10 protein-coding genes are annotated in these 12,724 nt (G+C 41.7%); 7 read left to right on the top strand and 3 right to left on the bottom strand.

Translation table 11 applies throughout. From position 1 onward, the window contains the following. The first annotated feature begins 51 nt into the window (after window positions 1-51). The 4 genes from PR699_RS15495 (at window position 52) to pckA (ending at window position 5,386) form a co-directional block, all read left to right on the top strand. Entirely contained in the window at window positions 52-2,145 is a 2,094-nt protein-coding gene (locus tag PR699_RS15495) for an IgaA/UmoB family intracellular growth attenuator (protein WP_004916096.1), read from the top strand. Between the two features lie 51 nt (window positions 2,146-2,196). Then, a complete protein-coding gene (hslR, locus tag PR699_RS15490; RefSeq protein WP_004916047.1) occupies window positions 2,197-2,604 on the top strand; it encodes a ribosome-associated heat shock protein Hsp15 in 408 nt (135 codons plus the stop codon). An 85-nt stretch (window positions 2,605-2,689) separates the two neighbouring features. Beyond that, complete coding sequence (gene hslO, locus PR699_RS15485; protein ID WP_004916045.1) at window positions 2,690-3,562, top strand: Hsp33 family molecular chaperone HslO; 873 nt, start codon at window positions 2,690-2,692, stop codon at window positions 3,560-3,562. Window positions 3,563-3,766: 204 nt separating this feature from the next. Next, the gene (gene pckA, locus PR699_RS15480) at window positions 3,767-5,386 is read left to right on the top strand and encodes a phosphoenolpyruvate carboxykinase (ATP) (protein ID WP_004916041.1); all 1,620 of its coding nucleotides are present in this window, start codon (window positions 3,767-3,769) and stop codon (window positions 5,384-5,386) included. Between the two features lie 87 nt (window positions 5,387-5,473). Here pckA and PR699_RS15475 read toward each other — a convergent pair whose 3' ends face one another. Further along, on the bottom strand, window positions 5,474-6,172 hold the full coding sequence (locus PR699_RS15475; RefSeq protein WP_272514113.1) for a pirin family protein: 699 nt from the start codon (window positions 6,170-6,172) through the stop codon (window positions 5,474-5,476). A gap of 538 nt (window positions 6,173-6,710) precedes the next feature. Beyond that, window positions 6,711-7,913, bottom strand: coding sequence for an NAD(P)/FAD-dependent oxidoreductase (locus PR699_RS15470; RefSeq protein WP_004916038.1), 1,203 nt, complete (start codon window positions 7,911-7,913; stop codon window positions 6,711-6,713). 477 nt (window positions 7,914-8,390) lie between these two features. On the opposite strand from PR699_RS15470, the gene pitA reads away from it, so the two are divergent. Beyond that, window positions 8,391-9,878, top strand: a complete 1,488-nt coding sequence (pitA, locus tag PR699_RS15465; RefSeq protein ID WP_014657117.1) for an inorganic phosphate transporter PitA — start codon at window positions 8,391-8,393, stop codon at window positions 9,876-9,878. Between the two features lie 120 nt (window positions 9,879-9,998). On the opposite strand, the gene uspB is transcribed toward pitA, so the two are convergent. After that, a complete protein-coding gene (gene uspB, locus PR699_RS15460) occupies window positions 9,999-10,334 on the bottom strand; it encodes a universal stress protein UspB (protein WP_004916033.1) in 336 nt (111 codons plus the stop codon). Window positions 10,335-10,807: 473 nt separating this feature from the next. Here uspB and uspA point away from each other — a divergent pair, with 473 nt between their 5' ends. Beyond that, window positions 10,808-11,242 (top strand): universal stress protein UspA, encoded by a 435-nt coding sequence (gene uspA / locus PR699_RS15455; protein ID WP_004916030.1) that lies wholly within the window; start codon window positions 10,808-10,810, stop codon window positions 11,240-11,242. A gap of 264 nt (window positions 11,243-11,506) precedes the next feature. Next, on the top strand, window positions 11,507-12,724 hold a 1,218-nt coding region (gene gdhA / locus PR699_RS15450), incomplete at its 3' end, for an NADP-specific glutamate dehydrogenase (RefSeq protein ID WP_272526408.1).

Genomic DNA, 12,724 nt, shown 5'->3' with positions numbered 1-12,724 from the left:
ATAGCGCCGTGATTGCTATGCTTTTCTTGATATTATTTCACTGGGGAAAAAATGCTTACTTACGTCATTATAATGGCTATTTTTATAATTAGCCTAACTATAATGGCTTCCTTTCTGTATTTCAGGCGGGGGCGGAATTCTGGTGTCTATCAGATCCCTTCTCAAGCTGAGCCATCTTACCGGAAGATGATAGATAACGACTATCAAATCATCTCTCAGTACTTACGTACCAACCCTTTTCCTTCCCAAAGCGCTGAGCAAACACCGTGGCAATTGAAGAAAAATGCCGTGATCGCAACGGTGTGTAATTCAGTCACTCGATTTAATTTGCGGCAAGAGCAAGCGAATAGTTGGCGTTATTTTATTGATACCATTGAAGTTAAACTTCCCCACCAGCTTGAACCTTATTTACAGCAAAAAAATGTGATGGAGTTAGTTGAAACTAACCATCTACCATTAATTATTTCTCTAAATAATTTCTCGTTAAAAGATTTTAATTATGAGTGGACCTCTGATGATATTCAGGAAATTGTTACCCCTGAAGCGGCAATTCATGAAAGAGGAGAACCTAATGTTCAAGTATTGCGTGTTCGCAAAGAAACTATTGAGGAGCATCGGCTAAATCATTCCTCTGGTTGGCTAGGCACTTTACTGATTTGTTTGAGCTTTTTACTTGGGTATTTAGCACTAATTGCCATTCCTTTTTTGCAGTCATGGGGGTTTGTCGGAGCCTTTTTCTGTTTTGTTGCGGGCCTATTGGCTCTCTTTCGCTTACGTGTCTTCCCTAAGAAATTACAAGATGTGCAGTGCGTTTTTGGGCAGCCGAAACGGTGGGAACTGTATGGGGAATTAGATAAAAGGCAATCATCGACCGTCTCTATAGGGGGGATCGATCTCTATTATCCTTCCCATTGGGAACCTTATATCCACCATGAGTTAAACAAAGCGACTCAGATAGACATGTACCCGTCAGGGCAGGTTTTGCGGCATGGGCAATTTCTATCATTGCACGAAGAGGAGCGCTATTACCCTTATCGGCGATATAAAAAAAATCTCCTGATACTCGCAACTGGTTTACTGGTTTTATTTTTGATGTTTTCCTACCAATCCATGTGCTTACCCATCAAACTCGGGTTTGCATGGCTTGAGGGCGCTGAAAAGATCAAGGTCATGAATGTGGCTGAACTGGAAACGCGAAAATTAAAAGTTGGTGATAGCTTAAGTGCGAAAGGGGTTGGGATGTGCTATCGGCCGCCTAATCTGTCTGATACGAATCATGCTCAGTTTGCGCCTTTTGATTGTTCAGGTGTGTATTGGAACAATATGAATTTGACGCCAGACCCGGAATCTGAAGTGATAGAGCGCGCAATTAGGCTACTTAATACAGTGCAAAAGCAGCTACACCCTGAAAAAAACAGTGTTGGGGTTAACCCGCGCTTACAGCGTGATATTATGAAATCAGGGATGAATATTATTTTTGATTTCTCTGAAATAATATTGAAAACCAACGAGTTATGTTACCAAGAACATGCCTGCTCTAAGCTGAAAAGTGCGCTAACCAATTTAGGCAGCACCGATGATTGGGGAACACTTGTTGTTAAAGCGTCCACAGGGAAATTAAGTGGCGCTCATGTTTTATTACGCGCAGGTAGTGCCGAGGCCTTGGAAAAGCTAGTTGAAGTCACCACATATGAATTTATCAAAGTCGAAGTTGAAAAAGAGGCTGCAAAACTGAATAGCCCTCCACCGGGTGGCGTGCTACTGATCAGTGATGAAAATAAAGCGCTCGTCGATTTTATCGTGGGGAGCACATTCAATGATATGACGCCTTTGCAACGCTGGGTGGAGCTTAAACGGATAGCGGGCTTGCTTATCAACACCCCGTTTGATGTCGAAGGTATTATCACGGATTTGTCGACGGATGCGAACGGGACATTACATATCACCCTTCATAGCAAACCGGATGAGAAGGTATTGTCGCAATATGTGATCAGTTCCTTATTCACTCTCTTTCTCGGCATTGGCGTGTTATTAAATGGTACTTTAGTCATATTCCGTATCATGAATAATAAAAAGCGATTACGTAATATTAAACGATATTATGATAAGTGCTTTGAGGCAGACAATCCCTCCAATCAAAGTTAGTTTCTAAATGATGGAGGCCTCATTTTAAAGATTGGCACTGAGGATAACATCATGAAACAATCACCTACAGAACAAGTTCGCCTAGATAAATGGTTATGGGCAGCGCGTTTTTACAAAACACGCTCGATAGCTCGCGATATGATTGATGGCGGAAAAGTTCATTACAACGGGCAAAGGACCAAGCCCGGTAAAATTGTTGAACTGAATGCGTTAATCAGGCTAAGGCAAGGTAATGATGAACGGACTGTCGAAGTATTGGAAGTGAGTGGTCAGCGCAGAGGCGCTCCAGAAGCCCAATTACTTTATCGTGAAACCCCCGAGAGCCAAGAGCAGCGTGAAAAATTGGCCCAAGCTCGGAAGATGAACGCATTAACGATGCCGCATCCAGAACGGCGACCCGATAAAAAAGAGCGTCGAACCCTGCTAAAATTTAAGCAGACAAATTCCCATGACGTGTAACCGTTGATGTTATTCGTATTTAAAAACATTTTAATCAAGGTGAGAGGTTTTTAACGAGGCCTCTCATAAGCAATAGAGAGAAATTATGGCTAAACAAGACCTACTCCACCGTTTCCTTTTTGAACAGCATGCTGTACGTGGGGAGATGATCACTGTCGATGAGACATTTCAGCAGATCCTGAACAATCATGACTACCCAGATGCCGTTAAAGGACTATTAGGTGAATTGCTTGTTGCTACCAGCCTGCTTACCGCAACATTGAAATTTGACGGTGATATTACTGTACAAATCCAAGGTGATGGCCCAGTGAATTTGGCTGTTATTAATGGCAATAACTTACAACAAATGCGGGGTGTTGCACGTGTTGATGGCCCCGTAGTTGCTGGGAGCACACTAAAGCAGATGATTGGTAATGGCTATATGGTCATTACTATCACACCCAATCAAGGGGAGCGTTATCAAGGGATTGTTGCAATCGAAGGTGAAACGCTAGAAGAGTGCATTGATGCTTACTTTATGCAGTCAGAACAGTTACCAACGCGCTTGTTTATTCGCGTTGGTGAATCACAAGGTAAAGCGATTGCCGGCGGCATGTTACTGCAAGTACTCCCTGCTGCGGATGAAGGTAGCCATGATATCTTTGATCACTTAGTGCAGTTGACCGCGACCATTAAAGGCGAAGAGTTGAGTGAGCTGGATGTCAAAGAGGTGCTACATCGTTTATATCATGAAGAAGATGTCACGCTATACGACCCACAATCCGTTGAATTTCGTTGCACTTGCTCACGGGAGCGTTGTGAAAGCACATTAATGACTTTACCTGAAGAAGATGTTATCGATATATTGCAAAAAGATGGAAAAATTGATATGGAGTGTGAATATTGTGGCTCACACTACGTATTTATTGAATCCGATATTCAAGGGTTGAAAAATGAGCAAAATCAGCAACTTCACTGATACGATTTAGCAACCTAATTATGTGACGAGGGTGCAATTTTGCACCCTTTTTTTATAATTTTAAAGGCTTATTACGTGCTCTAAGTCTCATAATGAATTAAAAAAAATTATACATTTTCAATTCTTTGATAGCTATCGCTGTTAATTAGTCGTAAAGAATTATGATCATCTGTAGATTAGTTATGATTACCAGGAGCAATAATAATGAGCGCTAAAAGTATTACCCCGAAGGAACTCGAACAATATGGCATTCATGATGTAGCCGAAGTTGTCTATAACCCTAGTTATGAACTGCTATTCAAGGAAGAAACTAAACCTGGATTAGAAGGCTATGAGCGTGGCACAGTGACCACGTTAGGTGCTGTTGCGGTTGATACCGGTATTTTTACTGGTCGTTCACCAAAAGATAAGTACATTGTGCGTGATGATGTCACCCGTGATACTGTCTGGTGGGCTGATCAGGGCAAAGGTAAAAACGACAACAAACCAATGACCCAAGAAGTTTGGAGTGAATTAAAACATTTAGTGACAGAGCAGCTATCAGGTAAACGTTTGTTTATCGTTGATGCATTCTGTGGCGCGAATGCGGACACTCGCTTAAAAGTGCGTTTTATCACGGAAGTGGCATGGCAGGCGCATTTCGTTAAAAACATGTTTATTCGCCCAACTGACGCAGAACTGGTTGGTTTTGAGCCAGACTTTATCGTTATGAACGGTGCAAAATGCACTAACCCAAATTGGAAAGAGCAAGGTCTGAACTCAGAAAACTTTGTGGCTTTCAACCTAACAGAGCGCATGCAGTTAATCGGTGGTTCTTGGTACGGCGGCGAAATGAAAAAAGGTATGTTCTCAATGATGAACTACCTGTTGCCACTTAAAGGCATCGCATCAATGCACTGTTCTGCTAACGTTGGTGAAAAAGGCGATGTCGCTATTTTCTTCGGCCTGTCTGGTACAGGTAAAACAACATTGTCTACAGATCCAAAACGTAAGCTAATCGGTGACGATGAGCACGGTTGGGATGACGATGGTGTGTTTAACTTTGAAGGTGGTTGCTATGCAAAAACTATCCACCTTTCTAAAGAAGCCGAGCCAGATATCTATGGCGCCATCAAACGTGATGCTCTGTTAGAAAACGTCACGGTACTAGCGGATGGTAGCGTTGATTTTGACGATGGTTCGAAAACAGAAAACACGCGTGTTTCTTACCCAATCTACCATATCGAAAACATTGTTAAGCCAGTCTCTAAAGCGGGTCACGCGACGAAAGTCATTTTCTTAACGGCAGATGCGTTTGGGGTGTTACCTCCAGTTTCACGTTTGACGCCAGAGCAAACACAGTATCATTTCCTATCTGGCTTTACGGCTAAATTGGCAGGTACTGAGCGTGGTGTCACTGAACCAACACCAACCTTCTCTGCCTGTTTTGGTGCGGCATTCCTATCACTGCACCCAACACAATATGCTGAAGTATTAGTTAAGCGTATGGAAGCTGCCGGCGCGAAAGCTTACTTAGTGAATACGGGTTGGAACGGTACTGGTAAACGTATTTCTATTAAAGATACGCGCGCTATTATTGACGCTATCTTAAGTGGTGATATCGAAAAAGCAGATACCATTAAGCTGCCAATCTTTGATTTGGAAGTTCCAACAGCATTACCGGGCGTTGATACCAATATCCTTGACCCTCGTAATACCTATGCTGATAAATCACAATGGGATGAGAAAGCGAAAGACTTGGCTGATCGTTTTGTGAAGAACTTCGACAAATATACTGACACGCCAGCAGGTGCAGCATTAGTGAAAGCAGGCCCTAAACTGTAATGGGTTTGTTGAACCAATAATTATAAGGCCCTGAATTCAGGGCCTTTGTTTTTTTATTGAGTGAGTAAATCTGCATGCAGTCATCTATTAGTCAGCTGCAGGTAAATCAAACAGTAAAATTTCGCTGTCTTCACTCGCTGTCATTGTGAGGCTAGCTTCTTGCCAGATCGCTAAGCCATCGCTGGTTGTGGCAGTTTGGCCATTAACCTCGATGTTGCCTTTAACCACTTGGATCCAAACAACGCGTTTGTCGGCAATCGCATAGGTTTGGGTGTCATTGTTCGATAACGCCCAACGCCACAATGTCATGTCTTGATACACTTTTAGCGAGCCATCTCTCGCATCAGGTGATAGCACCAGCTGTTTCCCATCCTTTGAATCAAAACGTTTTTGCTCATAACGTGGCTCGATACCGGCCTTTTCCGGCAAAATCCAGATTTGATAAAGGTGAAGGTGGTTTTTATCATCAGGATTGTACTCGGAATGACGTACCCCCGTACCCGCACTCATTATTTGAAATTCACCGGCTGGGATCTGCTCCATATTGCCCATGCTGTCTTTATGTTCAACGGTGCCTTCTAGAACATAGGTGAGGATCTCCATATCTTTATGAGGATGGGTACCAAAGCCTTGCCCTGCGTCGATAACGTCTTCGTTGATGACACGGAGCGCAGAGAAGCCCATAAATTGCTTATCATAATAATTGGCAAACGAAAAAGTATGCCAGCTATCTAGCCAACCATGATTAGCATGGCCACGTTCATTTGCTTTGCGTAAATAGATCATTGTGTCATCTCCTTAAAAGCCTATCGCCAACCGATGTTGGAACAGTGCTAAATTTGTTGATGACAGTTTAAACAATTTAATAATAGAGAGAAGCCGTTACGATTGACCATAGAATTCAAAAAGTTTGAACAAGATCAGGAGATAAAAAAGTAGCCAGCACAAGGCTGGCTAAACTAAACACTGGAAGCAATGTGAGCAATGTCGTACTGCCAAGACAGTGACTGTATCAGTGATGTCGAGGTAGTGATTTGATGATAATAGTTATCACTATCGTTTGTAAAGTGTTTTTTTTAATCAAAATCGTATAAATTACAATAAAAATCGCAATTATATGATTTCTATCAAATTAAATAATATCCATTATTTTTCAATGGATTAACTTTTTATAGGTTCAGCGAGATTTTTGAACGATACATAGGGAAAGTAGGGGTATTATTGAGGTTAGAATGCCTCGCTATTACCCCGTTTAATTATGTTTATGCAAAAACCATTGCGTGGCTTTAAATGATTTTTTGCGTAGGTTACGCCTTTAAATAGTTTATTGCTCTGTATGTAACGGCAGATTTTCCGCGCAAGCCGCAGCCGAACTCCACGCCCATTGGAAGTTATAACCGCCTAGCCAGCCTGTGACATCCAAAACCTCACCGATGAAATATAATCCTTCTGTTTTTAGTGAGCCCATCGTTTTCGATGAAATTTCGCGGGTATCAACGCCACCTAAAGTGACCTCAGCGGTACGATAGCCTTCAGTACCATTAGGTTGTATTTGCCACTGATGTAAGTTGTTATGCAGTGTCTCAATTTGTGGGTGGGTAAGTTGTTTGAGTGCGCAATCAGGTATCTGGCCTAGCGTTTGCAAAACTTCAACTAACCGTTTTGGTAATAATTTGGCGAGTGTTGTTTTAAGGGATTGGTTTGGATGTGTTTGCTTTTCTTCAGCCAAATAATCCGTCAGAGAGTGTTCAGGAAGTAAGTTAATACTTACAAACTCTCCGGGGTTCCAATAATTGGAGATCTGTAAAATAGCGGGGCCAGATAGGCCACGGTGAGTAAAAAGAATATTTTCTTTAAATAAAGTACCATCGGCGGAGGTAACGGTTGCTGCAACAGAGACACCCGAGAGGACTTGTAGCGTCTCTAACAGTGGCTTATGCAGTGTAAAAGGAACTAACGCTGCGCGGGTTGGTAAAATCTGATGACCGAACTGTTCGGCAATTCGATAACCAAAAGGTGTCGCTCCTAGTCCGGGCATGGATAGGCCGCCCGTTGCGACAACAAGTGAGTGTGCACTCACTTTATTTCCGTTCACTGTTACCACAAAACCGTTGTCTATTTTTTCAACGCCAGTCACTTCGCTACGCAATTTTATGGTGATATTGGGTAAGCGGCACTCTTCTTCGAGCATATCAACAATATCTTGGGCGCTATTGTCACAGAATAATTGGCCTAATGTTTTCTCGTGGTAAGGGATATTATATTTATTAACCAACGCAATGAAATCCCACTGTGTATAGCGAGCAAGTGCTGACTTACAAAAGTGAGGGTTGGCGGAAAGGTAATTACTGTGTTCGGCATAGATATTGGTAAAGTTACAACGCCCGCCTCCTGACATGAGGATTTTTCTGCCAAGTTTTTTTCCGTTATCCAAGACTAGTGTATTCAAACCACGCTTCCCTGCGAGTGATGCACAAAAAAGTCCTGCGGCACCTGCACCCAGAATAATGACGTCATAATTTTTCACAATAAGAAATTCTCTATTTGTTTGATTTTAAAAGACACTACAATTTTATGAGTGGCTAGAGTTCGTTAAACTTTTATCGTTGCGATACCATGTATCGTGTAACAACTGATGAAAAGTATTGAATACATATTATAATTAGGGTCTGCTGAACTTTTAGGCTTATTTTTTGGTCAGTGATTAATCAATGACGCTGACCTAAAATTGGTTTTAGGGTTTTTCTAAAAGATCAGCAGCTCGTTCGATATTCGCCAAAAAAGATGAATTTACTCTGATTTGCGTGAAATTCTAACGAAAAAGAGAAAAAAAATCAGAATAAAAACAAATTGTGTAATATGCTGATAATTATAGGATAATAATCATGTTGTACTTTTTTCAACAGTAGTGAAATCAAAAAAAGGTTAGATTTTGCTTCCACCGCTAGCGTTTGTCACTGATAATGCGCCGCGTTCATGACCAACATAAAATGGCTTAACGTCTATGCTACATCTTTTTACAGGTTTGGAATTTTACACCGGCCTACTGTTAGTACTGGCACTGTTATTTGTGCTGTTCTATGAGGCTATAAATGGCTTCCATGATACCGCGAATGCGGTAGCGACAGTTATTTATACCCGTGCAATGCGCGCTCAGTTCGCGGTTGTTATGGCGGGTGTTTTTAACTTTTTTGGCGTTCTGCTCGGGGGGTTAAGCGTTGCTTATGCAATTGTGCACCTATTGCCGACAGATCTTTTGCTTAATGTGAGTTCAGCTCACGGCCTAGCAATGGTCTTTTCATTGCTATTGGCTGCAATTATCTGGAACCTTGGAACCTGGTACTTTGGTATCCCTGCATCCAGTTCTCATACGTTAATCGGGGCGATTATTGGTGTTGGTTTAACCAATGCAATTGTGACTGATTCATCGGTTGTGGATGCACTCAACATACCCAAAATGATCAGTATTTTCATGTCCCTTATCCTTTCTCCTGCTATTGGTTTTGTGATCGCGGGCTTGATGATATTTGTTCTACGCCGTTACTGGAGTGGTACGAAAAAACGTCGCCGTATTCACTTAACGCCCGCAGAGCGTGAGAAAAAAGATGGTAAGCGCAAGCCACCATTCTGGACCCGTACTGCACTGATTCTTTCCGCCGTTGGCGTGAGTTTCTCACATGGTGCAAATGACGGTCAGAAAGGCATCGGTCTTATCATGTTAGTACTGATTGGTGTTGCGCCAGCCGGTTTTGTCGTCAATATGAATTCAAGCGGTTACGATATCGCAAGAACGCATGATGCTGTTGTTCACTTGCAACAATACTATGAGACACATAAACCAGCACTCAACCATGCAATTGAAAATACACCAGCAGTGACTGGCACCGATGAAATTGGCGAAGAGTTCCATTGTGATAGCTCACGTACGGCTATCGTTCTGAGCCAAGCTCAAAAGTTGTTGAATGGCGTACAAAGCTACGATGAGTTATCACCAGAGCAACGTAATCATATGCGTCGCTTATTAATGTGTATCTCTGATACCGCAAATGCGGTTGCTAAGCTGCCAGAAACTAGCTCTCAAGATGCAAGCTTGCTGAAAAAATTGAGTAATGACTTACTGTATACCGTTGAGTATGCGCCATTGTGGATCATTATTTCAGTTGCTTTAGCACTGTCTCTCGGAACAATGTTTGGTTGGAAACGCGTTGCTGTCACTATCGGTGAGAAAATCGGTAAGAAAGGCATGACATATGCGCAAGGTGTTTCTGCTCAGGTGACTGCCGCTATTTCAATTGGTGTTGCGAGCTACACAGGGATGCCTGTTTCGACGACTCAGGTATTATCTTCCGCAGTTGCGGGAACCATGGTCGTTGACGGTGGGGGTGTTCAGAGCAAGACAATTAAGAGTATTGCTTTGGCATGGTTATTAACACTGCCTGTTTCTATCTGTCTATCTGGTGGTTTGTACTGGATTGCATTGATGATTATCTAGAACAGTTTCACAAACTGTTGATAGAATGAATACAACATAATAGTGATGAGCTGCTCAGTTCATCACTATTTTTTTGCCTTGAAAACCGTGGAGTATCGAGTTTGTTTTTTTACCCTGCTATTAAGCAAAAATAAGTAGGTAAATTAAGCTAACAATCACTAAGATGCTTAGCTGACTAATTTGTAGAAATTGTTTGCGTATCCTTTCACACCGTAATATGACCTCATCGTCAAAATGCTCAAGGTATTGCTTACTATTGATATAACGAACCAGTTTTAGCTGTTTGTTTAACTGGCCGTGGGTTGTGAAAAAGCCATTACCATCGACAGATTGATAAAGCAACGGGTCGGTATCCCGTAGGATATAAAGCAAAACACGGATGGAAGAAAAGTAGCGTATCATATTGATGATACACAAAAAGCATAAAGCCCAGAACAAGGCAACCATACTGAACATACTCACCTCCTTAGGTATCAGCTTGCGCTGTTGCTACAAAGGAAATAAAGCAAACACAGTGTTAAGCTAGCTTATTGTTTATTGTAGGATAATAAGTTGCCTAAAAAAAGTGCAAACCCGAGGATTTTTGAGCGATTTTTATCCGAATTTAAGCTGATAAAAAAGAGATATTGGGTAAAAGTGTGTAATAACAGAATGATTATCTAAGAAATAGGCTACTGCTTGTTTATATTGAAAAATATCACACATAACTCTCGTTTATATATTAATATTGTAGAGATGATGTTATTGTTTTCTAAAATGTTATGTGATGAAAGATTCACTAGGCTAATCTGCACAGATGTGATCAAAACGACACTTATCTATCATAGTATGCAGGTATAGTATTTATAAGCGATTGGTGAGTTAAGAGGCTAAGAATAGGATAGGCTCTTAACTTATCACAAAATCAGCATTCGGAAGGAGTTTACTTTATGGCGTACAAACATATTCTCGTAGCGGTAGATTTATCACCTGAAAGTAAAATATTACTGGATAAAGCCGTCTCTATGGCAAAACCTTACGGGGCTAAAGTATCCATGATCCATGTTGATGTGAACTACTCAGATCTCTACACTGGCCTTATTGATGTGAATTTGGGCGACATGCAACAGCGTATCACGGATGAAACTCGTAATTCACTCAAAGACCTCTCCGCAGGCGCAGGTTATGAAATTCAAGAAACATTGAGCGGTAGTGGTGATCTTGGTCAGGTCTTGGTTGATGCAATCAAAAAATATGATATGGACTTAGTGGTCTGTGGTCACCACCAAGATTTTTGGAGCAAGTTGATGTCTTCAGCTCGCCAGTTGATTAATACTGTCCATGTTGATATGTTGATTGTTCCACTGAATGACGATGATGAATAATCCATTCAGTTAAAAATGAAAAACTATTCGCTAAAAACGCTTGCTTATGCAGGCGTTTTTTTTGGCTTAAAAAATTTAAATTAAGTTACTTATTGTCAGGTCAAGAAAAATTTTTTTGTATTAGAGTAAAAAAACCTTGAAACTTGAATACAAACTAGTGATATATTCAATAGGCAAATGCAAATCAACCTCACATTTCCCCAAAAATTATCACAAGAAAGAGTGAGGAATATCACAACAAAAAATTTAAAAAGGAAGATATAGATGAATTCACTATCATCGTTCTTGGAGTCTGTACAAAAAAGAGACCCTCAGCAACCTGAATTCCTCCAGGCTGTTCGCGAAGTCTTTACCTCACTTTGGCCATTCTTAGAAAATAATCCTAAATATCGTGAACAAGCACTACTTGAGCGTTTTGTTGAGCCTGAAAGAGTGATTCAGTTTCGTGTTTGTTGGGTGGATGACCAAGGTAAAGTGCAAGTGAATAGGGCTTGGCGGGTTCAATATAGCTCTGCTATCGGCCCATTTAAAGGCGGTATGCGTTTCCACCCTTCAGTTAACCTTTCCATTCTAAAATTCTTAGGCTTTGAACAGACACTAAAAAATGCACTGACAACCTTACCAATGGGCGGTGGCAAGGGTGGCTCTGACTTTGATCCGAAAGGCAAAAGCTATGGTGAAGTGATGCGCTTTTGCCAAGCACTGATGACCGAATTGTATCGCCATTTAGGCGCGGATACTGACGTACCCGCGGGTGATATCGGGGTTGGTGGTCGTGAAGTTGGTTTTATGGCTGGGATGATGAAGAAATTATCGAATGATACTTCATGTGTTTTCACGGGTAAGGGACTCTCTTTCGGGGGAAGCTTAATTCGCCCAGAAGCAACCGGTTACGGTTTAGTTTATTTCACAAATGCGATGTTAAAACGCCATGGTTTAGGTTTTGAAGGCATGCGTGTAGCGGTATCTGGCTCTGGTAACGTTGCGCAGTATACGATTGAAAAATGTATGGAGCTTGGCGCAACGGTCGTCACGGCATCCGACTCAAATGGTACTGTTGTTGATGAAGCTGGCTTTACACCAGAAAAATTAGCGCGTTTGGAAGAAATTAAAAACAATTATGGTCGTGTAGAGGCCTATGCAAAAGAGTTTGGCTTAACCTACTTAGCAGGTCAGCAACCTTGGTGTGTACCTGTTGATATTGCTCTACCATGTGCGACACAAAACGAATTAGATACTGCTGCCGCAGAATTGCTGATCAAAAATGGTGTTAAAGCGGTTGCTGAAGGCGCGAATATGCCAACGACAATCCCAGCGACTGAGCTTTTCCTTGAGGCCGGTGTTTTATTTGCACCAGGTAAGGCCGCGAATGCGGGAGGAGTGGCGACATCCGGTTTAGAGATGGCACAAAACGCAGCTCGTATGGGATGGAAAGCAGAGAAGGTTGATGCGCGCTTACATCACATTATGTTAGATATCCAC

The organism is Providencia sp. PROV268 (genome assembly GCF_028477805.1).
Classification (GTDB): Bacteria; Pseudomonadota; Gammaproteobacteria; order Enterobacterales; family Enterobacteriaceae; genus Providencia; species Providencia stuartii.
This window is presented reverse-complemented; position numbering and strand designations above follow the sequence as displayed.